The organism is Acinetobacter sp. 742879, assembly GCF_000588535.1.
Classification (GTDB): domain Bacteria; phylum Pseudomonadota; class Gammaproteobacteria; order Pseudomonadales; family Moraxellaceae; genus Acinetobacter; species Acinetobacter pittii.
In genome coordinates this window covers 1-23,640 of record NZ_JFYC01000024.1, presented here as the reverse complement: position 1 = coordinate 23,640, position 23,640 = coordinate 1, and the positions used below count along the sequence as shown (strand labels likewise).

27 protein-coding genes and 4 tRNA genes are annotated in these 23,640 nt (G+C 38.9%); 12 read left to right on the top strand and 19 right to left on the bottom strand.

The annotated features are described in order from the left end of the window. Positions 1-63: 63 nt before the first annotated feature. Positions 64-462, bottom strand: a complete 399-nt coding sequence (locus J690_RS22370; protein WP_005072004.1) for an ATP synthase subunit I — start codon at positions 460-462, stop codon at positions 64-66. A 170-nt stretch (positions 463-632) separates the two neighbouring features. Further along, positions 633-1,472: a metal ABC transporter solute-binding protein, Zn/Mn family gene (locus J690_RS22365; RefSeq protein WP_002114115.1), complete on the bottom strand. Its 840-nt coding sequence runs from the start codon at positions 1,470-1,472 to the stop codon at positions 633-635. 127 nt (positions 1,473-1,599) lie between these two features. Between J690_RS22365 and J690_RS22360 the strand changes: the two genes are divergently transcribed. From J690_RS22360 to znuB, 3 genes are read left to right on the top strand one after another with little or no spacing between them, the layout of a single operon-like run. Then, positions 1,600-2,097 carry a transcriptional repressor gene (locus tag J690_RS22360; RefSeq protein ID WP_002114130.1) on the top strand — a complete coding sequence of 166 codons (498 nt, stop codon included), beginning with the start codon at positions 1,600-1,602 and terminating at the stop codon, positions 2,095-2,097. Then, positions 2,070-2,858, top strand: a complete 789-nt coding sequence (gene znuC, locus J690_RS22355) for a zinc ABC transporter ATP-binding protein ZnuC (RefSeq protein ID WP_032038554.1) — start codon at positions 2,070-2,072, stop codon at positions 2,856-2,858. The genes J690_RS22360 and znuC overlap by 28 nt, the downstream gene beginning before the upstream one ends. A 3-nt stretch (positions 2,859-2,861) precedes the next feature. Continuing rightward, a complete protein-coding gene (gene znuB, locus J690_RS22350; RefSeq protein ID WP_032038552.1) occupies positions 2,862-3,671 on the top strand; it encodes a zinc ABC transporter permease subunit ZnuB in 810 nt (269 codons plus the stop codon). 1 nt (position 3,672) lies between these two features. Here the strand turns inward: znuB and J690_RS22345 are convergent, their stop codons facing one another. Next, on the bottom strand, positions 3,673-4,299 hold the full coding sequence (locus J690_RS22345; protein WP_002114069.1) for a LysE family transporter: 627 nt from the start codon (positions 4,297-4,299) through the stop codon (positions 3,673-3,675). A gap of 158 nt (positions 4,300-4,457) precedes the next feature. Between J690_RS22345 and J690_RS22340 the strand changes: the two genes are divergently transcribed. After that, entirely contained in the window at positions 4,458-5,378 is a 921-nt protein-coding gene (locus J690_RS22340; RefSeq protein ID WP_014208122.1) for a Dyp-type peroxidase, read from the top strand. Between the two features lie 44 nt (positions 5,379-5,422). Here the strand turns inward: J690_RS22340 and J690_RS22335 are convergent, their stop codons facing one another. Then, a complete protein-coding gene (locus tag J690_RS22335; RefSeq protein ID WP_005079543.1) occupies positions 5,423-7,120 on the bottom strand; it encodes an NAD-dependent malic enzyme in 1,698 nt (565 codons plus the stop codon). A gap of 494 nt (positions 7,121-7,614) precedes the next feature. On the opposite strand from J690_RS22335, the gene argS reads away from it, so the two are divergent. After that, on the top strand, positions 7,615-9,405 hold the full coding sequence (gene argS, locus J690_RS22330; protein WP_032038550.1) for an arginine--tRNA ligase: 1,791 nt from the start codon (positions 7,615-7,617) through the stop codon (positions 9,403-9,405). 157 nt (positions 9,406-9,562) lie between these two features. Further along, positions 9,563-10,177 carry an SPOR domain-containing protein gene (locus J690_RS22325; protein WP_005804763.1) on the top strand — a complete coding sequence of 205 codons (615 nt, stop codon included), beginning with the start codon at positions 9,563-9,565 and terminating at the stop codon, positions 10,175-10,177. Positions 10,178-10,217: 40 nt separating this feature from the next. Here J690_RS22325 and J690_RS22320 read toward each other — a convergent pair whose 3' ends face one another. The 7 genes from J690_RS22320 to guaA form a co-directional block, all read right to left on the bottom strand. After that, entirely contained in the window at positions 10,218-10,886 is a 669-nt protein-coding gene (locus tag J690_RS22320; RefSeq protein ID WP_025466065.1) for a glutathione S-transferase, read from the bottom strand. Positions 10,887-10,998: 112 nt separating this feature from the next. Beyond that, positions 10,999-11,406 carry an OsmC family protein gene (locus tag J690_RS22315; RefSeq protein ID WP_014208118.1) on the bottom strand — a complete coding sequence of 136 codons (408 nt, stop codon included), beginning with the start codon at positions 11,404-11,406 and terminating at the stop codon, positions 10,999-11,001. Next, positions 11,403-12,350: a pirin family protein gene (locus tag J690_RS22310; protein WP_032038549.1), complete on the bottom strand. Its 948-nt coding sequence runs from the start codon at positions 12,348-12,350 to the stop codon at positions 11,403-11,405. The genes J690_RS22315 and J690_RS22310 overlap by 4 nt, the downstream gene beginning before the upstream one ends. 156 nt (positions 12,351-12,506) lie before the next feature. Further along, on the bottom strand, positions 12,507-12,812 hold the full coding sequence (locus tag J690_RS22305; RefSeq protein ID WP_032038548.1) for a DUF3861 domain-containing protein: 306 nt from the start codon (positions 12,810-12,812) through the stop codon (positions 12,507-12,509). Positions 12,813-12,871: 59 nt separating this feature from the next. After that, the gene (locus J690_RS22300; RefSeq protein WP_032038545.1) at positions 12,872-13,378 is read right to left on the bottom strand and encodes a PadR family transcriptional regulator; all 507 of its coding nucleotides are present in this window, start codon (positions 13,376-13,378) and stop codon (positions 12,872-12,874) included. Positions 13,379-13,604: 226 nt separating this feature from the next. After that, positions 13,605-13,949: an SMI1/KNR4 family protein gene (locus J690_RS22295; RefSeq protein WP_032005633.1), complete on the bottom strand. Its 345-nt coding sequence runs from the start codon at positions 13,947-13,949 to the stop codon at positions 13,605-13,607. Between the two features lie 172 nt (positions 13,950-14,121). Beyond that, positions 14,122-15,690 carry a glutamine-hydrolyzing GMP synthase gene (gene guaA, locus J690_RS22290; protein WP_032038543.1) on the bottom strand — a complete coding sequence of 523 codons (1,569 nt, stop codon included), beginning with the start codon at positions 15,688-15,690 and terminating at the stop codon, positions 14,122-14,124. Between the two features lie 385 nt (positions 15,691-16,075). On the opposite strand from guaA, the gene J690_RS22285 reads away from it, so the two are divergent. Then, positions 16,076-17,293 carry a DUF445 domain-containing protein gene (locus J690_RS22285; RefSeq protein ID WP_014208114.1) on the top strand — a complete coding sequence of 406 codons (1,218 nt, stop codon included), beginning with the start codon at positions 16,076-16,078 and terminating at the stop codon, positions 17,291-17,293. 64 nt (positions 17,294-17,357) lie between these two features. Here the strand turns inward: J690_RS22285 and J690_RS22280 are convergent, their stop codons facing one another. Continuing rightward, entirely contained in the window at positions 17,358-17,795 is a 438-nt protein-coding gene (locus tag J690_RS22280; RefSeq protein WP_002114126.1) for a DoxX family protein, read from the bottom strand. A 194-nt stretch (positions 17,796-17,989) separates the two neighbouring features. On the opposite strand from J690_RS22280, the gene J690_RS22275 reads away from it, so the two are divergent. After that, positions 17,990-18,631 carry a DedA family protein gene (locus J690_RS22275; RefSeq protein ID WP_005071971.1) on the top strand — a complete coding sequence of 214 codons (642 nt, stop codon included), beginning with the start codon at positions 17,990-17,992 and terminating at the stop codon, positions 18,629-18,631. Between the two features lie 8 nt (positions 18,632-18,639). Here J690_RS22275 and J690_RS22270 read toward each other — a convergent pair whose 3' ends face one another. The 5 genes from J690_RS22270 to J690_RS22250 all read right to left on the bottom strand — a co-directional run bounded on the left by J690_RS22270 (position 18,640) and on the right by J690_RS22250 (position 21,473). Continuing rightward, complete coding sequence (locus tag J690_RS22270) at positions 18,640-19,230, bottom strand: LysE family translocator (RefSeq protein ID WP_017399730.1); 591 nt, start codon at positions 19,228-19,230, stop codon at positions 18,640-18,642. 214 nt (positions 19,231-19,444) lie between these two features. Continuing rightward, on the bottom strand, positions 19,445-19,831 hold the full coding sequence (locus tag J690_RS22265; RefSeq protein ID WP_002114091.1) for a hypothetical protein: 387 nt from the start codon (positions 19,829-19,831) through the stop codon (positions 19,445-19,447). A 10-nt stretch (positions 19,832-19,841) separates the two neighbouring features. Beyond that, complete coding sequence (locus J690_RS22260) at positions 19,842-20,684, bottom strand: ParA family protein (RefSeq protein WP_005071966.1); 843 nt, start codon at positions 20,682-20,684, stop codon at positions 19,842-19,844. 76 nt (positions 20,685-20,760) lie between these two features. Further along, the gene (locus tag J690_RS22255; RefSeq protein ID WP_032038541.1) at positions 20,761-21,153 is read right to left on the bottom strand and encodes a SirB2 family protein; all 393 of its coding nucleotides are present in this window, start codon (positions 21,151-21,153) and stop codon (positions 20,761-20,763) included. Between the two features lie 11 nt (positions 21,154-21,164). Then, positions 21,165-21,473, bottom strand: coding sequence for a BolA family protein (locus J690_RS22250; RefSeq protein ID WP_032038538.1), 309 nt, complete (start codon positions 21,471-21,473; stop codon positions 21,165-21,167). A gap of 230 nt (positions 21,474-21,703) precedes the next feature. Here J690_RS22250 and J690_RS22245 point away from each other — a divergent pair. The 4 genes from J690_RS22245 (at position 21,704) to J690_RS22230 (ending at position 22,142) form a co-directional block, all read left to right on the top strand. Beyond that, positions 21,704-21,779 (top strand) — tRNA-Gly (locus J690_RS22245). A 45-nt stretch (positions 21,780-21,824) separates the two neighbouring features. Beyond that, positions 21,825-21,900 (top strand) — tRNA-Gly (locus J690_RS22240). 45 nt (positions 21,901-21,945) lie between these two features. Continuing rightward, positions 21,946-22,021, top strand: a tRNA-Gly gene (locus J690_RS22235). A gap of 45 nt (positions 22,022-22,066) precedes the next feature. Beyond that, positions 22,067-22,142 (top strand) — tRNA-Gly (locus J690_RS22230). 142 nt (positions 22,143-22,284) lie between these two features. Here the strand turns inward: J690_RS22230 and J690_RS22225 are convergent. Then, complete coding sequence (locus tag J690_RS22225; protein ID WP_032038537.1) at positions 22,285-23,046, bottom strand: 4'-phosphopantetheinyl transferase family protein; 762 nt, start codon at positions 23,044-23,046, stop codon at positions 22,285-22,287. Next, the coding region (locus tag J690_RS22220) for an alpha/beta fold hydrolase (protein ID WP_032038534.1) at positions 23,039-23,640 on the bottom strand (602 nt) is incomplete at its 5' end. The genes J690_RS22225 and J690_RS22220, both read right to left, overlap by 8 nt.

The window sequence follows — 23,640 nt, the reverse complement described above, 5'->3', positions numbered from 1 at the left end:
ACGAACATCGGCGTACTGTCGATATCTCGCCACCCTCCAAAAAATCTTCAATTCTTCTTGTTTCTACACCCGTTTTTGTAGACGTGACACCCAAAACGGAGCGACCCACGACATTGCCTGAACGAGAATAAAACCAAACAGCAATGCTAACGGTGATAAAGGTTTAACATTGCTCAAAATCAAAATAAATCCAACGATCATGATTGCAAATTTGCCTAACATGCCCCTATACATGTTAGACAGCACTTGTTTTGATGCTCGTGCACCTGCTGTTCTGAAGGATTGCCACGAAAAATAACCCGTAGCAAGCCAGCAGACCAACGCACCAAGTGCCGCACTTAATGCTGCTGTCATGTCTTTTATGCTCCACGCCACAAGTGCGGAAACAGGGATCATACATGCTTGTAAGAAGACCAAAGCTTTTGCTAATCGTCGGTCAATCAAGCGACTAGTTTGGCTCATTATTTATCCACTCACAGCATAAATGCTTGACAAGTTTAGCTGATGATCGCTTTTAATCGCAGGCATTATAGAGTTACACCCCTGAACATGCAATCTTTTCCCGACTTTAGTCGGGGTTTTTCATGACAGGTGGTGCTGACGCTACAGTCAGCCTTTGTTTACTTTTTATCTTACTTTTGCGTACTTAATACACATTTATCTGTTTTTATAGCCAGTTTCTTCCATGCAGTGACGAAATCATCCTCATTATTCATGCTCTCGTCTACTGGTTGAAAAGTAATGTTACCTAATTTTTGATATTGACTCTTAGTGGTAAAACTCTCTGCCAACAAACACATCTGATTTTTTGGTCGACTATCATTAAGATACTTAATTTGAGCTGCTGTTGGTGCAACGTGAGGATCATCTGTTAAAGCACCAGCGAACTTTAAGTTTAGTGAGCGTTCTAAATATTGATAGGCATCATGATATGCCCAATACGGTTTGCCATTACTTGAACTATCGTAAGCTTGTGCTGCCTGGAACATTTTACGAGCGAACACATTGGCGTTATTCCAATACTTTGCCTTATTTTCAGGGTGTTGCTGAGAGCGCAAAGCAGCAATAAAGAAACCAATTCGAACTGCATTGTTGGGCTCTAACCACACATGTGTATCTACCGTATTAGGTAAAGCTGCACCGCGTGTACTTCGCTGAGGTAAAACAGAAACAATGCCACTATCTAATAGTGCAATCGCCTTCTTATTATTACCTAATAATTTATTTAAGGGCGCTTCATGCGCTTTACCTAACCAAATCACCAAAGACGCATCATTAATTGCTTTACGATGCGCTGGGGTTAATTGTACGTCATGCCCAGTTTGTCCCTTTAATAAGAGTTGTGGTTCTTCAACCCCTTGAGTGACTTCTTTTGCAATCAGATAAATCGGGTGTGTAGAAACCACCAAACCCTGACTCCACCCTAACGTACTCAAAAGTGAGAACATACTGAAAACAAAAAAACGGAACATGACAGACCATCAATTTAAATTAGCTCGAAGCATGTTATAATATAACAAAGTTACAAAAATACCTAAGATTAATCGAATGAAGCATCGCTTCATGCTAATATTCCGTTAAAAATTCGAGGTTATCCCTATGAGTTCCTGCTCGCATGAACATCATGATTCTTTGCATGGTGTGCATGACCACCATAATGTCGCAAGCCGTTTAGCTGAAGCAGAAAGTTTATGTTCTGCGACTGGCGCACGCCTTACACCTTTGCGCAAAGAAGTTCTGGAACTCATTTTAAATGCGTCGGGTCCAATGGGTGCCTATGACTTATTGGCACGTATAAAAAGTCAAACCGATCGCCCTGCTGCGCCTCCAACTGTATATAGAACTTTAGATTTCTTATTAGAAAAAGGCCTCATTCACCGCCTAACTTCTATTAATGCGTATATTCCTTGCTGCCACCCGCGTGAAGGTCATCAAGCAGCGTTCCTGATTTGTACCGAATGCCATATGGTTAAAGAAGCCTCTTCTCAAGGCCTCACACACCAGCTTGACCAGCTTGCAGCTTCAGATGACTTCGTGGCTCAACACAGCATTATTGAAATTTCGGGGAAATGCCAACAGTGCCGCACAACTCCTTAAATCCTGTATTAATTCAGCTTGAGCATGTTTCTGTTCGTCGTGATGATCGGGATATATTAAAAAAAGTTGATTTTGCCCTACATCAAAATGAGATTGTGTCTTTAATTGGACCCAATGGTGCAGGCAAATCAACACTAATTAAAGTTCTACTCGGTATTCTTCAACCAAGTAGCGGGCGTGTTATTAATCATAAAAAACTTAAAATGGCTTATGTGCCACAAAAGTTTAATCCTTCACACAGCCTTCCTTTACGTGTTCAGGACCTTCTTGATTTAGAAAAATGCAACCCTGCCCTGCGTCAGGAAATTATTCAAGACACAGGCATTTCAAAGTTACAACAATCAAAAGTACAACAACTTTCAGGTGGAGAACGCCAAAGAGTACTATTAGCTCGTGCACTGCTTCGTCACCCAGATATTTTAGTTCTTGATGAACCCATGCAAGGCCTAGATATTCAGTCAGAAGCGGAACTTTATGATTATGTTCGTAGCCTACCAGAACGATATGGTTGCGCGATCTTAATTGTTTCTCATGACTTACAATGGGTGATGCAAGGAACACACCGTGTGGTGTGTTTAAACAAACATATTTGCTGTAGCGGGCTGCCCGAAAATATCCAACAACATCCTGAATATCAGGCAATATTTGGAACTCAAAGGGTTTTCTATCAACATCATCATGACCATTGTGCTCACGGTGATGCTGCACACCCCTGCCCTCATAATGACCGTCCTCATATTCACCCAGAACCGGAAGCTTAAGCCATGATGGAATGGTTACAATTATTGTTACCCGCATGGATTATGGGATCTCTGCTAGTATTTTTAACTGCACCTCTGGGTTGTTTAATGCTTTGGAGACGCATGTCTTTTTTTGCTGACACGATGGCGCACGGAACACTACTTGGGGTTGCTATTGCGGGAGCTTTAAGTCTTCCATTATGGCTTGGTGTTGCAGGTACAGCGGTTTTACTGGTAGGCATTTTATGGGCTTTACATGACAACCGTTTACCCAATGATGCTCTGCTAGCCTTATGTTCAGCAACATTACTCTGTAGTGGCCTGTTGTTTATTCAACATGTTCCAAGTTTAAGACCCGAGCTTTTAAGTTATTTGTTTGGCGATTTACTTAGTATTGATTGGCCAGATCTTCCTGTTTTCACTTTAATTATTGCAATATCACTCGCAATTCTTTACCGCTTTTGGCAGCCACAAATACAGTTTGCAATTGATCCGGATATCGCAATTAGTGAAGGGGTGAATGCAAACTGGCAACGCCTTATTTTTATGCTGTTATTAGCTTTATTTACAGTTTTAGCTTTGCGTGCTGTAGGTTCTTTGCTAATGGGTGCATTACTCGTAATACCAGCTTTAAGCGCTCGTCTATTGGCAAACTCACCAAAGCAAATGGTTATTTGGGCATTCGTGTTAGCCCAGCTTGGTGTTAGTGTCGGCTTATGGTCAAGTGCAGCACTTAATATCTCTACAGGTCTTAGTATTGTTTTATGTATGGCATTAAGTTTTGCCGTTATTTTTATAACTCAAAAACTAAAAAATCAGACACAGGCGTCCTAAACTAGGCCGCCTGATGCACTGTGCTCAATAATAAAGCCGCACAGCTAAACATCACAGCAAAGCCCCGATTTAAATATTTTTGCTGTCTAGGGGATCGAAGTAATCTTAAAACCTTGGATGCCAGCCCCGTATATCCAGCCATTACAATCAAATCGATCGTAATCATAGTGGCCGCCATAATTAGGTACTGTATCCATTGAGGCTTACTTAAATCTAAGAACTGCGGTAAAACCGCCAATAAAAATACGATCGCTTTAGGATTGCTAATATTAACCACAAAACCATTTAATAGCAGAGCTAAAGCAGACTTATCTCTTTTTTCTTGTTGAATTTCTATATCTTTTACAGGTGCTGTCCACTGCAAATAGGCCAAATACAATAAATAAGCTACGCCAAACCACTTAACGGCCTGAAAAGCTAAAGGAGTTGTGGCAAATAAGACCCCAACACCTGCTGCCACCACCATAATTTGAAGCACCAAGGCAACTTGCAAACCGATTGCATTCCAATAACCATGTCTAAATCCATAGTTTAGACCACTCGACATTGAGGCAATAGCTCCCGCACCCGGAGAGATACTAATGACCCAACAGGCCAACATATAGGCAAACCAAACTTGCAAAGACATAGTAAAAATAGACAATAAAAGTGGAATTATACTGTTTTATAAAACTATCTTGATGAGAATTCAAACAATAAAATCAAGAAATAGACTACTAACCGCTCTTCGCATCAGGCACAATAATTAAAGCTCATACTAAATTATAATTGAGGAGATACCTTCCAATGACTGCTCAATCTGTCATTTTGCCGTTGCCATCAGATCATGCCCGATTTATTGTTCTTCGTTTAAAAGACTTATCAATTGATGAATTAAAAGAACAACTCGAAGCGTTGTTTGAAACACGCGACCGTCTCATTACTCAGCATTCAGACGCGCAAATTAAAACAGCAGTCGCTTTTGGTCCAGAACTTTGGAAGCAACTTTACAGTCAATCTCCTGCTGGCTTTAAACAACTTGAACCAGAAAACGGCGCATTCAACATGCCAGCTGTTCCCGCTGATGTCCTCATCCATATTGCTAGTATGCGTTCTGATATTTGTTTTGCATTAAGCCAAGCATTTTTTGAAGGTATTAAAGATAAAGTTGAAGTTCTTGATGAGCGTGTTTGCTTCCGTTATTTCGATGGTCGCGATATTACTGGCTTTATAGATGGTACTGAAAACCCTCAATTTCCAGATGACCGCGCGGAAACAGCCCTACTCCCAGAAAGTGCTGGAGTATTTGCAGATGGTAGTTTCATATTTGCACAGCGCTATGCACACGACTTAGAAAAATGGAAAAAACTAAAAGTTGATGCTCAAGAAAATGTCATGGGTCGTACTAAGCTTGAGTCAATTGAACTTGATGATGACGTTAAACCAGAAAATGCCCATGTTGCCCGTACTGTCGTTGAAGATGACGAAGGCGAAGAAATGGAAATCTTGCGTCATAGTCTGCCTTATGGCGACGGCCGAGGCGATCAAGGCTTATTCTTCATTGCTTATACTAAAGACCTGAGCATTATTGATGCCATGTTAAAGCGTATGTTTGGTACAAGTGGAGATGGTATCCATGACCGCTTATTGCATTTCGTGACACCACTAGACGGCGCATATTACTTTGCACCAAGTGAAGAATTACTAGAAGAAGTTTTAGAAGACTAAAATAAAAAAGAGGAGCTTAAGCTCCTCTTTTTACGTTCTTAATCTTAGAAAGGAATACGCTTATATTTACGGTATTCTGGCTTCCAGAATGATTGATCTATTTTTTGCTGTAGCAAATCATCACTAATCGTTACTGCCACGCCATCTGCCATTGCAGCTTTGGCAACTTCAAATGCAATCACTTTAGAGACTTGCTGAATTTCACCCAAAGGTGGCAATAAATCAGCTTGCGGATCTTTTAGTAATGGCGAGCAATTCGCTAAAGCACTACTTGAAGCCATTAACATATTTTCAGTAACGCGTTTAGCACCCGATGCCACCACACCCAGCCCAATGCCCGGGAAAATGTACGAGTTATTACACTGAGAAATATTATAAAGCTTGCCGTGATGATTCACAGGAGCAAACGGGCTACCTGTTGCAATTAACGCTCTACCTTCAGTCCACTCTACAATATCTGCTGGCACAGCCTCAACACGTGAAGTTGGGTTAGACAATGGCATGACAATTGGGCGTTCACAATTCGCCGCCATGGTCTTAATGATTTCTTCTGTGAACAAGCCTGGCTGACCAGAAACGCCAATTAACACTGTAGGCTTAGCATTTTTAACAACATCAAGGAGTGAAATCACTTCTTCAATATTGCCCCATTGATCAACCACCTCAGCTTTTTGCGCCAATTTGCGTTGGAAGTCCAATAAGTTTGGCTGATTTTCGGTAATCAAGCCAAAACGATCAACCATATAAACGCGTGCACGGGCTTCAGAATCAGTCAGCCCTTCAGCAACCATTTGAGCAATAATTTGTTCCGCAATACCGCATCCCGCAGAACCCGCGCCTAAGAAAGCAATTGTTTGATCTTTTAATTGCTTGCCTGCTGCACGACTTGCAGCAATCAAACTACCTACAGATACCGCTGCTGTTCCTTGAATATCATCGTTAAAACAACAAATTTTATCTCGATACTTTTCTAAAAGTGGCATCGCATTTTTTTGTGCGAAATCTTCAAACTGAATTAACGCTTTTGGCCAACGACGCTTTACAGCTTCAATCACCATATCGACAAATGCGTAATATTCATCGCCACTAATACGTGGCTGACGCCAACCCATATAGATCGGATCATTTAACAATTGTGGATTATTCGTTCCTACATCAATTGTGATTGGCAATGTATAGGCTGGACTAATTCCCCCACAAGCGGTGTAAAGTGAAAGTTTCCCAATAGGAATACCCATGCCACCAATACCTTGGTCACCCAGACCTAAAATACGTTCACCATCAGTTATCACGATCACTTTTACATTATTTTTATTTACGTTTTGCAAAATATCATCAATCACATCACGATCTGGATATGAAATGAAAACACCACGATGACGACGATAGATATCAGAGAAACGCTGACATGCCTCACCCACTGTTGGGGTATAAATAATCGGCATCATTTCTTCAAGATGATTTTCGATTAAATGATAGAACAAGGTTTCGTTGGTATCTTGGATATTACGCAAATAGATATGTCGATTGATATCATCAGTAAAAGCGCAATATTGTTGATAAGAGCGCTGGCTCTGCTCTTCAATAGTTTCAATAATATGGGGGAGTAAACCGTGTAAGTTAAAGTTACTTCTTTCTTCTTCAGTGAAAGCCGAACCTTTATTTAAGAGTGGTAACTCTAAAAGTGTAAAACCTGCATATGGAATATAAAGGGGATGTTTACTTGGGTGTCCTGATATCATTGCCTATCTCATTTTCCAGCTTAGAGTAGAGAAAAATACGTTTTGTATGGTCTCTAAAACTCTTTGTGCGTATAAGCTTAAGCCTAATTCGATCAAAATAGATATTTTAAACTGTGATGTTAAAATTAAACACTATTTAGTTACAACATGATTAAAAATAAATAATAAAAATCAGTATTTTAATATTTTTATGATTTTAAAAACTTCTTTTATTTTCTCAATTTTAAAAGCCATAATTATATGATTTAGTGGCAACAGGTATTTTCTCAGGAAATAATATTAAATTAAACACTTAATTTACTCATCAAAACTACCCAAAAGGCTTGTAATTCTTTATTTTCAGAATAATAAGGCGATTCATCAACCAACATTCATTTAAAAAATAATCATCAGTAATTTGCATAAAGAATTATTGGAATATTAAATCCCCTCCCCTAAGTCATCGGAAATTTGCTATATTTGACGTTTTTCTGCGACATCTATTTTCGATTGATATGAATACGGCAATACAAGCAGCTCTCGACCATGCAGTGCAAACTCTTCAACAAGAAGGGGTGCTTCCTTCCGACTGGAAAAACACAAGCAACTTAACACGCACCAAAGACCGAAGCCATGGCGACTTTGCTTCTAATATTGCCATGATCGGCTCGAAAGCTGCTGGTATGAAACCACGTGATTTAGCTGAGAAAGTTCTAGCTGCATTACCAGAAGTGGCAGATATCAGTAAAGCTGAAATCGCAGGACCCGGATTTATTAACTTCTTTTTAAATGCAGACCAGCGTTTTGCTATTCTTGATCAAATTCAAGCACAAAAAGAAATTTTTGGTCGTAGCCAAGCAAATGCAGCGAAAAAGATTCAAGTCGAATTTGTTTCTGCAAACCCTACGTCTAGCCTACACGTAGGTCATGGACGTGGTGCGGCATACGGTATGACTGTTGCCAATTTACTTGAAGCAACGGGTGCTAAAGTTGACCGTGAGTACTACGTGAATGATGCTGGTCGTCAAATGGATATTTTGGCGACTTCTACTTATTTACGTTATTTGGAACTACTTGGACAAAACCTTGTATTCCCTAAAAATGCATATCAAGGCGATTATGTTAAAGAAATCGCACAAGGCATTATTGATAAAGATGGCGATGCTTACGTTCGTGAAGTTGCGAATGTTTATAAAGATGTACCAGAAGATGTGCAATATGCTGAAGAGCTAGATAGCGAAGGTAACAAAGTCGTTTTATCTGGCGATAAAGAAAAGCATATTGATGGCCTTATTGCCAACTCACAACAATTATTAGGTGAAGGCTACCGTGTATTCCACCAAGCTGCTCTTCACGCCATTTTAGATGATATTAAAGATGACCTTGCTGACTTTGGTGTAACGTTCAACCAATGGTTTAGTGAAGCATCTCTTAGTGCAAAAATTGATGAAGCTTTAGAAACGTTAGATCAACGCGGCTTCCTTTATGAAAAAGATGGCAACATCTGGTTCAAGTCGACTGAATTTGGTGATGAAAAAGACCGTGTTGTTAAGCGTCGTAATGGCCAAACGACTTACTTTGCATCTGATATTGCATACCACTTAAATAAACTACAACGTGGTTATACTGACCTAATCGATATTTGGGGTTCTGATCACCACGGCTATATTTCTCGCGTAAAAGCGGCGATTGATGCAATGGGTTACGACTCTAAAAAACTAACTGTTCTTTTAGTTCAGTTCGTAAGTTTATGGCGTGGTGGCGAGATGGTTCAAATGTCTTCTCGTTCTGGTCAGTTCGTGACTTTACGTGACTTGCGTAAAGAAGTAGGCAATGACGCAGCTCGTTTCTACTACGTAATGCGTAAGAGTGAACAACACATCGACTTTGACCTTGACCTTGCTGTTTCACAAAGTAAAGACAATGCTGTGTACTATATTCAATATGCACACGCACGTATTTGCCGTATGTTAGAAAAAGCAGCAAGCACAGATTTACAATTCGATGTAAATACTGCTCGCCCACATGCAACTCGCTTGTCTCTTGATGCAGAAACTGAGATTCTTGCTAAACTGGCAGCATACCCAGACGCGGTATTACGTGCTGCAAATGCATATGAACCTCATCAGGTTGGTAACTACTTAAAAGAGTTAGCTGCCCTGTTCCATGGTTGGTACAATGAACATAAAGTATTAAGCGATGATGCAGAGCTTACACAAGCCCGTTTATTGCTTTCAATCAATGTACAACAAGTGCTTCGTAATGGTTTAGAATTACTTGGTGTATCTGCACCAGAATCTATGTAATAAATATATTGCATGACAGCAAATTAGAGGTCATGCAATATATAGTAAGCGGTGGTTTGTATAGTTAGAATATCGATACAAACCACTGTTTTTAGCATCGTAAGACGAGACTCAAACTCGAATTAAAAAACAATCAAAATACAGAGGAATAATCCACGTGTTTGGCAAAACGCAACGCGGTGTATCTGAAAGACCTAATAAGCCTAAAAAGCCCCTAATTCCCAAATGGTTAGGGACACTTGTCGCTATTTTGGCGGTCTTATGTATCGCTGTAATGCTTATGCTTTGGAAACCTTGGCAACCTGTTCCTGCGAAAAATCAGATTACTTCTGAACATTATCAAGAAGAAGATACCAATAAAGACTATCGCTTCTACGACCTATTGCCTCAACAACAGGTTACCCCTATTCCTGAACAAGCAATCCCTGAAAGTAAAAATCAAGGCACTGCTATGATCGTTGAGGCACCAAGTACCACTCAACCAGCTGCCTCTGAAAGTGTAGGAATTGATCCAAATCAGTCAGCTACAACTCCTCAGCAACCTACATATATTTTACAAGTTCGTAGTTATAACGATCCTGATCAGGCTGATGCCCGCCGTGCAGAAATCATTTTAAATGGCTTATCTGCGGACGTAGTCAAAAGTACTGAAAACGGACAAACATGGTATCGCGTTATTTCCGGACCGTATGATACTCAAGACGCTGCCTTGGCTGCTCAGCAGACCTTACAACACAGTGGCATTGATTCTATCGTGATCAAACGCAAGTAAAGTAAAAATAGAAAAGGAACAAATATTTGTTCCTTTTCTTTTAAATATCAGCACAATTCCTTTCATTGGAACCAATTCCCCTTTTTTTCGCTTTTTGAAACGCTACCCTTCGCCGAATACGATGTAAAAAAGCCTGAATATGAGGATATTTACCTTGCAAACGCGTTTGCAAAGCCTCTAAAGGAAAACTCATTTGAATATCAGCAAAGGAAAAGTCACCTGCAAAATATTCATGCTCTGCCAAATAGTTTTCTAAAAAACTAATATGATCTTTCATACGTGGGCGAACAAAATTTGCCTTCACCCCTTCCGTGATTTTTTTAGCTACTGGCTGAATTAACCATGGCACATGCTTATTTACACTATTCATGACTAAAGTCATGACTAATAACGGCATAAGTGAACCTTCTGCATAGTGCATCCAATAAATATACTGCTGTAAATCTTGTGGCTCTGTAGGTTTAAATTGTTGCTTCTGATCATAACGCTGCTGTAAATATTCTAAAATCACAGCTGATTCTGCGATGACTTGTTCATCATCAGTCAAAATCGGAGCTTTACCTAAAGGATGAATACATTTCAATGTTTCTGGAGCAGAATAGTTAGGTAGGCGTTGATAATAATGAATATCATAATCTAAGCCCAACTCTTCTAAAGCCCATAAAATTCGAAACGATCGCGAACATTCCAGGTGGTGTACACTAATCATGTTATTGCCTGCTTTTATTTTTCTTTTTACATAAAAAACAGCATGTGAACATGCTGTTTTATTCCATTTGTGGGATGGATATAAAATCATCCACCTCAACAAAATAGCATTTTTACACTGTAACAAGCACAGTATGAATGTCTAAACTACGTAACAAAGTTTTAGTGACTGGGGTTTTACCGCATACCGCTAAGATTTTTTGTTGAAGCTCTTCGTTTGGCAAGTCTTTAAAAACAATACGACGTTCTATATGTTCTTCATGTTCTCTATTGGTATGAAAATCGATTTCAACCGAAAACTCACCAAAATCATAACCCTTATGCTTTGCGTACATTCTTAAAGTAATGAGCGTACACGCGGCTAAACTTCCAGTGAGCAAATCATATGGCGCTGGGCCTTGATCTTGCCCTTCTAACTTTTCTGGCTCATCACAAAAATATTGGTGACGACCACTGGTGATTTCGCCCTTCCATTGTTCAGCAAGGGGCTTTGCTTTACTGCTTGCAATTACTGCTGTCATTTTGATGCTCTCATTTGATCTGGAAGAACAGGGGCTTCTAAACGTGCACCAATATAATCTGGAATTTCACCAAAACGTGCATCATGGTTAATCCATTGCTCACGGGCTTCTTTTAAATCATCCATTGTACGTGCAACAAAGTTCCACCATAGCAAAATTGGTGTTTCAAACGGTTCACCACCAATCAAAAGAATACGATTACCTTTTTTTACTTCAATCTCAATTTCACTCAGTCCAGTATCCAAAACAACCATGTTGTCAGCAGTTAACTCATGACCATTTACATGGGCAACACCTTCTAATGCCATAAAACCATATTCATAATTAGGATTTAATGGAATACGAGTTTTCGTATCTTCGGTAGCAATGAGGTCGACACCCACTAACGGCGTATGAACCACTACTGGAGAAGTCGTTGCCAAATATTCACCCACAAGCACGGTAAACTCTAGACCGTCTTTCTCAACAACAGGCAGTTCAGGATAATGTTCAAATTTCGGATCCATGTTGCGCTTAGCATCTGGTAAGGCAATCCAGAGCTGAGCAGCGTGCATTTGAGTTTCTGTATCAGGTGCAACTTCTGTATGTGAAATTCCGTGACCTGCCGTCATTAAATTAACTTGTTTAGGTCGAATCAGTTGTTTTGAGCCTAAGCTATCGGTATGCATCATCGTGCCTTCAATCATCCACGTGAAGGTTTGCAAACCAATATGAGGATGAGGACCAACATCTAAACCATCACCCGCCGGAAAAGTTACTGGGCCCGCATGATCTAGGAAACACCACGCACCAATCATTCGTTTTTGTCGGCTAGGTAAAGCCCGCTTAATGACTGTCCCCTGTCCAATTTCAGCAGAGCGAATTGGAAATTCCTGAATAAACTGATTGGCAAATTTTTCGCAATCCTTTGAATCAGAAATATCGTAATCATTATTATTGCTCATGATATTACTCTCTTTTACCTATGCTTTTGCAATGAGTCGTTGTAATGATCTTAACAATACACTCATTATTCAATATAGTCTTTTAGTAATACACAGGGTGCTATGAATGAGACAATCATTTGTTAATTACATAACATTAAAGCTGCATTGAGCAGCTTAAGATGATTGAGTTTTAACGAGCTGTTTTAGGTTTTTCATAAATTGACCAAATTGTGGGAGAAACTCTTGAAATAGTGGGTAGTCACGGTTTTCAAGCATAACCTCACTAAAAAGTTTTAGCCCAACTCCAAAGGATTTTGTTGTTTCATCATCAAAAAAATCTGCTTTTTTTAAGCGTTCAACAATTTCAAAAATATCGTCATGATTTCCCGCATAGAATTCAAGGCGTTCAGTATAAGTAGACGCTTCTCCTTTTGCATTTTTCAAGTGTTGTACCGTGACATGATATTGATGTTGTTTCATATATAAATTCTCTCTTAAAATTAATAACTTTGAAAAATTTCAACTTGTTTAAGGTCGACTTATAGGCGCCCAATCGCAACAGCAGCCTGATCAATTTTTTCGGCAATTTGATAAATCTGCTCTTGCTGTAAACCTGCCGAGTTCAGCTTCAAACGCAAGGCTGTTTTTAGGTTTTCCATGGCACGATGAATTTCGATTAATTCATCATTACTGTGGATTTCTCGTCTTAAACGTAGTTTTTCTAATAACTCTTTCAACTTGTCTTGTTGTTCAGTTAAGTAAGCCTTCCCAAATTCCGTGATTTGATATTGCTTACGCTCTACATCCAGCAAATTAATCAAATTCATTTCTTCAAGACTGGTTAATGTTGGATAAATTGTTCCTGCGCTTGGCGTATAGCCATCACCTACCAAATCACTTATTTCTTTAATGATTTCATAGCCATGCTTTGGGTTTTGCTGAATGAGATGAAGTACCAAAAGTTTCATGCGTCCAGCTTTAAAAAGTCTTCCACGGCGTCCCGAACGATGATGTTCAGCATGATGCTGTTCGGATTGTTGTTTCATCTTTTAAGATCCAAAATGATCAATTTGTAATTATTAAGATATATCTTAATGTATCTTTGATCAAGTAAAAGTAATAATATTTGATCTATTGCTTTGATAGTTATCAAAATTAATTTTTAGCTTTAAAAGTTAAGTAATAAAAAAGAGTGCTTAAGCACTCTTAAAAATTATTCTCATCAAACCAACCTTGGTTCATTTATCCCATTTAAAATTCATTTGCCAAAAGCTAAATTTGGCATCCAGCTTTAAACCAGTTCATTAAGGAATCACTAATTTTACTCATGTCATTAGTATCCATGCTGCCTTGATCTACAGTAAAAACACCTGTTCCTAGAAATGGTATAAGAATTGATATTCCACCACTATCATCACCTATAGCTAAATAATCTCCAGCATACTTTTGCACTTCAAAAGTTTGATTTCTTTCAAAAACCTCATCAGAAGAATAAATAACTACGCCACTTTCAAATAAAAAACCATTTGAAAATTTTAATAATTCAAAATATATATCTGGTAGTTGTCTATGGAAATCTCTTTCAATTTTGGCTCTTATTTCATTTAATAGGGGCATAACCTTTAGACCTTAAAATTAGATAAAACCAATCCAGCATATAAAATTATAAAATATTATATTCAACCCTCTATATACAGTTCCTTGAGCTAATAAATTTACTCTTATTAAAATCGTTAAGTAATAAAAAAGGACGCTAATGCGTCCTTTTTTAACAACAACTAGAGGAAAATTATTCCCACTCAATCGTTGCTGGTGGTTTAGATGACACGTCGTATACAACACGTGATACATCTTTAATTTCATTCATAATACGCGTTGAGATTTTATCAACCAATTCGTATGGTAAATGTGCAAAACGAGCTGTCATAAAGTCAACCGTTTCAACTGCACGAAGCGCAATTACCCATGCATAACGACGACCGTCACCTACTACGCCAACTGACTTAACTGGTTGGAACACAGCAAATGCTTGAGCAGTTTTATCATACCAACCGCTGTCACGAAGCTCTTGCATGAAGATGTCATCAGCAAGACGAAGAATATCAGCATATTCTTTCTTCACTTCACCCAAAATACGAACACCTAAACCAGGGCCCGGGAATGGATGGCGGTAAATCATGCTATGTGGCAAGCCAAGTGTAGTACCTAATTTACGAACTTCGTCTTTGAACAAGTCGCGTAAAGGTTCCACCAATTCAAATGCTAAATCTTCTGGTAAACCACCCACGTTGTGGTGTGATTTAATTACGTGTGCTTTACCTTGTTTGCTTGCAGCAGATTCGATTACGTCTGGGTAAATCGTACCTTGTGCTAAGAATTTCACGCCATCAAGTTTACGTGCTTCTTCAGCAAATACCTCAATGAATTCACGGCCAATGATTTTACGTTTTTTCTCTGGATCAACTTCCCCAGCCAATGGAGTTAAAAAGCGTTGTTCAGCATCTGCACGAATAACACGGATACCCATGTTTTCAGCAAACATTTGCATCACTTGATCACCTTCGTTTAAACGAAGTAAACCATTATCAACAAATACACATGTTAACTGGTCGCCAATTGCTTTATGTAAAAGCGCAGCAACGACAGATGAGTCAACACCACCAGAAAGACCTAAAAGAACTTTTTCATTACCAATTTGTTCACGTAATTGTTCTACACGTAAATCAATGATGTGTTCAGGCGTCCAAAGACCGCCACATCCACAAATTTTATGAACGAAGTTTGCAAGTAACTCTTCACCTTTTGCCGTGTGTGTTACTTCTGGGTGGAATTGCACGCCATAAAAACGACGCGTTTCATCACTTACAGCAGCAACTGGACAGCTTGGTGTGCTTGCAGTAATGGTAAAGCCTTCTGGAATCTGGCTAACTTTGTCACCATGACTCATCCAAACATGAAGTTGATTTTCACGGTCTTGTAAGTTACCAATCAGTTGGTCGCGTTTAACGATATCAACTTCGGCATAACCAAACTCATGTACAGTACCCGGCTCAACTTTACCGCCTAACTGTTCAGACATGGTTTGCAAGCCATAGCAAATACCCAATACTGGAACGCCTAACTCAAACACTACTTGTGGTGCGCGAGGGCTGCCTTCTTCATGCACACTCTCAGGTCCACCTGACAAAATAATGCCATTTGGCTTAAAAGCACGAATGTCTTCTTCAGACATATCAAAAGCATACATTTCAGAGTAAACACCAGCTTCACGTACACGACGTGCAATGAGCTGACTATATTGAGAGCCGAAATCCAGAATCAGGATACGATCTTCAGTAATTTGAGTATTGGTAGTCATGACAAACCACTAAATGGCAAAAGAATTAAGCGCGCCATTTTAACATTTTTCGCGCTTCGGCGCACCGCAAATCATCATATATCTTATTTTTTTCATATCAGAATCATTTCTATAATTGGATTGTTTGATATAAATCAAAATTTACTTATATTTATCAAATGTATGGGTTACGCTTAAAAACTCCATGGGTATTGATAAATTCATCACATTCTATGCAACATCGCCTTGAATTTGATGTTAAGATGAGCCGATAAAACAGGCATTACCATGGAAAGGTAAATACCATAAGCGATATTTGTCTGTGCTTAAACAATTATCCATTTTTATGGCTTGTTGCCCCCTATCAAAATCAATAGAAATCTAAGGAACAACAATGCTTCAAACTATGATTGCAGATTTCCAGCAACATTTTTGGTTGTATGTCTCTATTCCTTTTATGAGTGGTTTAATTGGCTATATCACCAAGGTGGTTGCCATCCAGATGATGTTTTCACCACTTGAATTTAAAGGTATTAAACCATTTTTGGGTTGGCAAGGCATTGTGCCTCGCAAAGCCGAGAAAATGGCAACCATTGCTGTTGAGCTCATGACAGCAAAGCTGATTAAACCTGAAGAAATTTTTGCACGCCTAGATCCTAAACGTATTGCCAAAGAAATAGAAAAACCTCTACTTGCAGCGGCTGAAGATATTACCCGTGACGTTGCTCAAGAGTATCAGCCTGGTTTATGGGAAGGCATGCCAGAATTTGCTCGCCAAAGACTCATCCGTCGTGTGCAATCCAAAGCACCAGAAATTGTTGAACACATCATGAGCGAAGTACAACGTGATGTGAATCGATACTTTGATATTAAACATCTTGTGATCAGCAACTTGCTTAAAGATAAACGTTTGCTCAACAATATTTTTAAACGTGTAGGGAAACAAGAATTTAAATTTTTCAGTAATGTAGGCTTTGTATTTGGCTTCGGTATTGGTGTGATTCAGATGTTGTGCTGGATTGTCACTCAAGGAAAATATCCTTGGATGCTACCTTTGTTTGGTGGCTTTGTGGGTTTCTTTAGTGACTGGATTGCACTGCAAATGATGTTTAGACCACTTTATCCTAAAAAGATATTGGGTTACACATGGCAAGGTCTGTTTATTAAACGTCAAAATGAAGTTGCTGCTGACTATGCAGCTTTAATTTCTAAACAGCTTTTAACTTCACGTCACATGATGGAAGAGTTATTTTCGGGTACACATTCTGCGCGTGTTATTGATCTGGTTAACCGCCATGTCAAACAAGAAATTGATATGCAAGCTGGGGTTATTCGTCCGTTAGTTGTATATGCAATTGGCGGAGAAAAATATCAGAATATGAAATCACAAGTTGCTGAACGTATTATGCAACAGCTTCCAGAGACGATGAAATATGTAGAGTCTTATGCAGAAGATGCAATGAATATTCGTAGCACACTCATTGAACGTATGCAAAAATTAACACCTTCTGAATTTGAAGGGATGTTACGTCCTGCATTTAAAGAAGATGAGTGGGCCTTGATTGCAGTCGGCGCAGTTCTTGGTTTCGTGGTTGGGGAATTACAAATCCAATTTATGCTTTAATTTTAAAATAAAGAAATAAAAAAACCGGATGACTTGCTCATCCGGTTTTCTTTTGTCTTATATCTTATTTTTCGATTGCATGATCCAGACTAATACGGCCAGCACCATGAAGCATTAGGAAGAATAAACCACCTGCCATTGCTAAGTTTTTCATAAAATGGATGCCATTATTGTATTGTGCCGCTGCATCAGCCCCACCTTGGTGGAACAAGAATGCAGTTAAAATACTGAAGATACCAAGACCAAAAGCTGCAAAGCGTGCTTGGAAACCAAATAACAAGGCTAAACCACCACCAAACTCAACCAAGATAACTAAAGGAAGAATTCCACCTGGTACACCCATTGCTTCCATATATCCTGCAGTTGCTGCATAACCGGTAATTTTCCCCCAACCAGCAACAAGGAAGATATAAGCCATAAGAAGACGAGCAATAAGACTAATAAAACTGTCCGCGCCTGATTGCGTTACGATATTTTTGACTACTACATTTGGATTAAACATTTTGCCACCTTTATTTAAATGCTTATTTATTGATGAGCTCATTCTAGGTTTGGGACATTGATAATTAAATACTCAAAATCCATATATATCGTTGCACAAACAGGATGATCAATTTGTATATTTTTGATGTTTTATACTGACTTTCTATAGGGTCACTGCTAGGATTTGAGCACGGTTTACCACTTAATCATCTCATGGAACTTCTTGATTTTATTCTACACGTTGATCAACATCTCGCCGAGTTTATTACAAATTACGGGACGTGGATTTATGGCATTTTATTTTTAATTATCTTTGTCGAAACCGGTTTAGTGGTTATGCCGTTTTTACCGGGAGATAGTTTACTATTTGCAGCTGGTGCTTTAGCAGCATCTACAGGTGCGATGGATCCATGGTTATTGGGTGCTCTACTCTTCATTGCTGCCGTTTTAGGCGATACAGTGAACTACCATATTGGTCGTTTTATCGGTCCACGTGTATTTGAAATGAATTCACGATTCATTAATAAGCAGCATTTAATTAAAACTCAAGAATTCTTTGCTCGTCATGGTGGCAAAACAATTATTTTTGCTCGCTTTGTTCCATTTGCCCGTACTTTTGCCCCTTTTGTTGCGGGTGCTGGCAGCATGAACTATAAGTTTTTCCTAACTTATAATGTGATTGGCGCATTTTGTTGGGTCGCTTCTTTTGTGGCTTTGGGCTATCTATTTGGAAATATGCCAATCGTTAAAGACAACTTCACTCATCTTATTTTTGGCATCATTATTATTAGTGTTTTACCGGGTATCATCGGCTTTATACGTGAAAAACTAAAAAGCCGGAAAACCAATGCTTAAGGCTTAATTTAGAAGAAACGGAATACCACTGGAAGCATACATAAAATAAGCAACATAGCCGATCCTTTATATAAATGATCGGCTTTTATTTTTTGTACTGGGCCCGTTAATAGTGCACGTCCAAAAATCATCCAGAAACTCGCAGCTGGAATGAGCGTCAATGTAAAAACACCAAATACCATTAGACAATTTTCAGGCGAATTCCATGTTTCGGCAGGGAAAATACCTGCAGCAAAAAGTAAGGATTTCGGATTTTTTAAGGTTGAGAAGAATAATTGACGTGGGCGAATGTTACGGTGAGTTTGACTAAATTGTTGTAAATGGGTGGTTTTCCATAATCGGAATGCCATCCAGAACACATATGCCACACTTGTGATATGTAAAATGAGCAATAACGCAGGCCAAACTGGTGCTGCCAAATGAATAAACACAGCCCAAAAGCTAATACCGTAGGCATAGCCTAACCATTCCATAGGAATAAGCCAGAATGCTTTAGATAAACCTTGAGAATGAGCAGCGGTTGCAAGTAAAGCATTTGTCGGCCCAGGAATGAGCAAAACAGCCAACATTGCCAATACAAAAAACCAACTCTCAATCATAAAGTTTCCATAATATCCAAGATGGGGCCACCTTAAACGAAACAGGCAAAATATAGCAAGTTTATGAGGCTTTTTGATTACAGAAAATACAGAATTTTGGAAGCTTAAAAATTGATAAACCACTTATTTATATTAATTTTATTATGAAACATTTTGCTAAACTTTATTCATCACAACATGCCTTAGTTAGCATATTGTGATGTAAAGTTGACTATTAATTGGTCTTTTTACGAACAATTATTGGACAATTTTTGAACTGAGCAGCCTGAACAATCGCTTCTTGTTGACCTAAAACACGTGAAAGTTCGGTATTTTTCGTTGAAGAAGACTGTCCCATGTTTACAGAAATAGATGGACCGAATCCCCAACCACCTCGTCCCCAGCCACCACCGAGTCCAAGACCAACACCCATACCTGTACTTTTTGGAGTTTGCACGCCATTGTCGATATATTGCTGAATACGGTTATATTCACTTTGTAGCTGTTGGCAGCTCAAAGATTGATATTGTGTCGGAGACACATAAGTCGGTTTTACCGTTGTAGCACAAGCGCCAAGGAGTAAAGTGGCTGCCACCAAAGGCGCAATATATAAGCCTTTCATCATTTTTCTCTTATCGTTTTGGCTCAATCTCACCAAACAATGTCTCATAAGCTTGAGTCAATTTATGTTCGGGTGCCAAATGGGCCAAAGGTAAATTTTTCTGATGCGATTCTTTCATCAAAATCGAAGGCGGTAACATGCTATTGAGTACAGGCAACCCTTCATCTTTTAACTGCTGAACCACTTCCCGAGGTAATTTTGCTTGGGATTGGAATTGATTCACCACAATTCCTTCAATTTCCAAGCGATCATTATGATCATCTTGCGTTTCGAGAACATTTTCAATCAATGTTTGTAACGCACGCTTTGAAAAAACATCACAGTCGAAAGGAATGAGTACTTTATCTGCCGCAATCAGAGCAGAGAGAGTAAAAAAGTTAAACGCTGGTGGTGTGTCTATATAGATACGGTCATATCGCCCAACTAAGTTTTGAATCGAATCACGTAATTTATAAATTTTATGTTTACTTTCAAGCGCATGTTCAAGCGCGCCAAGTGTAGGACTTGCTGGAAGCACATCTAATTTTGCAAAAGGAGTTGAATGAACAAAACTGTCGAGATCTTTATTTCTTGGAGCTTTTAAAATTGAACCTAATGCGTTACCGATTAAACCCTTTTGTTGATTGTTGCCCAACACATCATCAAAGAAATTTTCGATATTTGGCTCTAAAATTGATTTTTCAGCAGAATAGGTTGCTTCGTCACCTAAAAGATACTGACTAGAATTGGCTTGAGGATCAAGATCGATCACCAATGTTCTTAAGCCATGTTTGGCACTAATTGCAGCCAAATTTACAGTAATACTTGATTTCCCTACACCGCCTTTTTGGTTAAACACCACACGAGTTAACATGTTTCCCTCTGCATATTATTTTACTGTACGCAGTTTAACCTAGAGCTTAATCAAAAAGGCAAAGAATGTAGAACAATTAAGCAAAAACAGGTTTCACAATCACTAAGATAATAATAGCAATAAATGCAATCGCACTAATGACTAAACCTGCACGGCGCTGTACCAATAAAAGAGTGTCATCTTTTTTAAAGGCTTTCATCAGGGAAGATAACAACACTAAAAATAGAATAATTTTAGCGTAAAACCACGGTTGTACTTGAAAGTCTTTCATGACTAACAAAATTGCACCCGTAATGAAAACCACGGTAAATGACAAATGTTGTAAGGCAACTAATACTTTACGCCCTGCTGGATTGGGTTGTTCACCTTGAACACCTATAAACAGAGTTGAAGCGCGTAAAACAAAGACCATAAGTGCGGCAGCTACCGCAGTCATATGAATAATTTTAGTGAGTAAATGTGCATCCATGAAATTAACCCTTAGCTTTTAGGTGCATGTGCACATTCTGGGCTAGCAGGTGCTTGACCTTGCCACTCACTTGGCAAATAAGCATGAATTGCTAAAGCATGAATTTGGCCCGGATTCATCAAATCAGAAGCTAAGGCGTATACTTTTTGATGACGTTGAACTAAACGCAATCCATTAAATTCGTCGCTCACTATAATCACTTTAAAATGAGATTCCTTACCTGGAAAATAACCACCGTGCCCGGCAGACTCATTGAGCACTTCCAAATGACTAGGTGCAAGTGTTTGTAACCGTTCAATCAACTGTTGTTCAAGGCTCATAGCTTTTCCTTTTACGATTATTCGTATATTTGAACCTAGTATACCTTGTCTACACACAAACAAAAGTTGCTCTTGTATGCTTTGACTTCAAACAAAATGTCTATTTATTCGGCAACTTAACAACAAAAATACCGCTAAATGGTCATTTCTGTTTTTATTTTATGCAATCAGCATAATTATTTGCATAAAGTTGTTGACCCTTGTTTTGCTTAATGTATTATAAGCGGCACGCGGGAATAGCTCAGTTGGTAGAGCATAACCTTGCCAAGGTTGGGGTCGCGAGTTCGAGTCTCGTTTCCCGCTCCAAATTGGTTTTTTTTGAGAAAGTTTTAGTAAAAACTGCTTATATATGCGGGAATAGCTCAGTTGGTAGAGCATAACCTTGCCAAGGTTGGGGTCGCGAGTTCGAGTCTCGTTTCCCGCTCCAAATTGGTTTTTTTTGAGAAAGTTTTAGTAAAAACTGCTTATATATGCGGGAATAGCTCAGTTGGTAGAGCATAACCTTGCCAAGGTTGGGGTCGCGAGTTCGAGTCTCGTTTCCCGCTCCAAATTGGTTTTTTTTGAGAAAGTTTTAGTAAAAACTGCTTATATATGCGGGAATAGCTCAGTTGGTAGAGCATAACCTTGCCAAGGTTGGGGTCGCGAGTTCGAGTCTCGTTTCCCGCTCCAAATTTAAAAGGCCCTAGTCGAAAGACTGGGGCTTTTTTCTTTTTACCGTTTCACACATAACTTATTGAGAAGAGTTCGACTCAAGCCCAAGTGTTTCATTAATAGACTCATATTTTTAAACCAGTAATTGTATCGATTTAATCTAGTTATATTTGCACGGTACTGGCGTTATGCGATGCGTAGATATACATGGTACTAATTGAAAACAATCCAAGTTAAAGCGCTCTAGACTACATCTTTGTTGTAAACAGGTAGAAAAGATGAAGTTATGATCATAGACATAACTTTGGAAATAATATTCTTCTGTCTTTTGAATATCACGAGTTGAATCGAGAAAATCTATGTGTTCAGCTAACACATGAAAGTTGAGCTTCTTTAAATGACGGCTCATTCCTTCGCCAGTACATTTAATATAGGATTCTTTTAAGGTCCATATTTGAAAAAAACGCTGATATACACTGGATGGATCAATCCTTTCATTTTCCTGAATCCATTCAATTTCACTTGGCGCTAACACGCTATCGACACGCATCCAATCGAACTCACGGTCCACCCGTTCAACATCGACTCCTATTTCCCCTTCTTCAGTCACCGCAAGAACAATAACGTCTGCTGAATGACTAAGATTGAAATAAACAGCTTTATTGCCTTGTATAAAAGGTTTGCCGTTAGGTTGTAATTGAATGTTGACCTCATGGGGTGAAATACCCAACTTATCTGCTAAAACAGACCTCGTTAAGACACGAGAGATTAAGAAAAGACGTGCAGCATAAGGATGATATTGATCATATCTCAACTTTTCTGCCGTATTGAGAAAGCTGAGATAATGACTCAATATTAAGTGGTTTTGTGGCACCCGTGAAACTGGGCAGACATACACCTGTACTTTGGAAATATCAGACATCACTGAGCTGTGCTGTGGTGCTAATATATTTGGTTAGAACTGGTGTGAGGTAATCATAAACCGCTTCTACATGGGTAACGTGCGGATTATGGCCTGCGCCAGCAATGATATGTACAGGAATATTAGGACTTATTCTAGTAACAATTGGGTCCTTCTCTCCAACAATTATTTCAACTTTAGAACCAAGCTCGTTTAACAAAGCTGTTTGAGATACTCTCTGCTGAGGCAAACTAATACGATGCATATACCCACTAATATGCTTGGCTACCGACACCCGGCGTAATGAATCCATCGCATAACCAACAGATAGATTTTTTTGCCCGTCTGGATGCAGATTTTTAGCAATCTTATCTTTCGATACAAAACGGAAAATTAGATTAGAGATCGTTTGTATTTGAAATATTTTTGCGGCCTGTGCCTGCACGAAATAAGGCGATATAAGGATAAGACGTGCAACTTTATTTGGATATTTCTGCGCAAGACTCAATGCAAATAAACATCCTAACGAGTGAGCAATAACAACACTATTTGGTGCTAAAAGCTTTGCAGCATTATCAATAAACTGATGATTGTTATCTTCCATCACCTCATAAC

Bases quoted from the DNA above. Each gene is read 5' to 3' on its own strand.
- J690_RS22315 (WP_014208118.1), bottom strand. From the start codon at position 11,406: ATGACAGCAGTAATTGCAAGCAGTAAAGCAAAGCCCCTTGCTGAACAA.
- J690_RS22370 (WP_005072004.1), bottom strand. From the start codon at position 462: ATGAGCCAAACTAGTCGCTTGATTGACCGACGATTAGCAAAAGCTTTG.
- J690_RS22260 (WP_005071966.1), bottom strand. From the start codon at position 20,684: ATGTTAACTCGTGTGGTGTTTAACCAAAAAGGCGGTGTAGGGAAATCA.
- argS (WP_032038550.1), top strand. From the start codon at position 7,615: ATGAATACGGCAATACAAGCAGCTCTCGACCATGCAGTGCAAACTCTT.
- J690_RS22270 (WP_017399730.1), bottom strand. From the start codon at position 19,230: ATGATTGAGAGTTGGTTTTTTGTATTGGCAATGTTGGCTGTTTTGCTC.
- J690_RS22340 (WP_014208122.1), top strand. From the start codon at position 4,458: ATGACTGCTCAATCTGTCATTTTGCCGTTGCCATCAGATCATGCCCGA.
- J690_RS22335 (WP_005079543.1), bottom strand. From the start codon at position 7,120: ATGATATCAGGACACCCAAGTAAACATCCCCTTTATATTCCATATGCA.
- J690_RS22280 (WP_002114126.1), bottom strand. From the start codon at position 17,795: ATGTTTAATCCAAATGTAGTAGTCAAAAATATCGTAACGCAATCAGGC.
- J690_RS22250 (WP_032038538.1), bottom strand. From the start codon at position 21,473: ATGAGCCTTGAACAACAGTTGATTGAACGGTTACAAACACTTGCACCT.
- J690_RS22310 (WP_032038549.1), bottom strand. From the start codon at position 12,350: ATGAGCAATAATAATGATTACGATATTTCTGATTCAAAGGATTGCGAA.
- J690_RS22295 (WP_032005633.1), bottom strand. From the start codon at position 13,949: ATGCCCCTATTAAATGAAATAAGAGCCAAAATTGAAAGAGATTTCCAT.
- J690_RS22305 (WP_032038548.1), bottom strand. From the start codon at position 12,812: ATGAAACAACATCAATATCATGTCACGGTACAACACTTGAAAAATGCA.
- J690_RS22265 (WP_002114091.1), bottom strand. From the start codon at position 19,831: ATGAAAGGCTTATATATTGCGCCTTTGGTGGCAGCCACTTTACTCCTT.
- znuB (WP_032038552.1), top strand. From the start codon at position 2,862: ATGATGGAATGGTTACAATTATTGTTACCCGCATGGATTATGGGATCT.
- J690_RS22345 (WP_002114069.1), bottom strand. From the start codon at position 4,299: ATGTCTTTGCAAGTTTGGTTTGCCTATATGTTGGCCTGTTGGGTCATT.
- J690_RS22255 (WP_032038541.1), bottom strand. From the start codon at position 21,153: ATGGATGCACATTTACTCACTAAAATTATTCATATGACTGCGGTAGCT.
- J690_RS22285 (WP_014208114.1), top strand. From the start codon at position 16,076: ATGATTGCAGATTTCCAGCAACATTTTTGGTTGTATGTCTCTATTCCT.
- J690_RS22360 (WP_002114130.1), top strand. From the start codon at position 1,600: ATGAGTTCCTGCTCGCATGAACATCATGATTCTTTGCATGGTGTGCAT.
- J690_RS22300 (WP_032038545.1), bottom strand. From the start codon at position 13,378: ATGAAACAACAATCCGAACAGCATCATGCTGAACATCATCGTTCGGGA.
- guaA (WP_032038543.1), bottom strand. From the start codon at position 15,690: ATGACTACCAATACTCAAATTACTGAAGATCGTATCCTGATTCTGGAT.
- J690_RS22225 (WP_032038537.1), bottom strand. From the start codon at position 23,046: ATGTCTGATATTTCCAAAGTACAGGTGTATGTCTGCCCAGTTTCACGG.
- J690_RS22365 (WP_002114115.1), bottom strand. From the start codon at position 1,472: ATGTTCCGTTTTTTTGTTTTCAGTATGTTCTCACTTTTGAGTACGTTA.
- J690_RS22320 (WP_025466065.1), bottom strand. From the start codon at position 10,886: ATGATTAGTGTACACCACCTGGAATGTTCGCGATCGTTTCGAATTTTA.
- znuC (WP_032038554.1), top strand. From the start codon at position 2,070: ATGCCAACAGTGCCGCACAACTCCTTAAATCCTGTATTAATTCAGCTT.
- J690_RS22275 (WP_005071971.1), top strand. From the start codon at position 17,990: ATGGAACTTCTTGATTTTATTCTACACGTTGATCAACATCTCGCCGAG.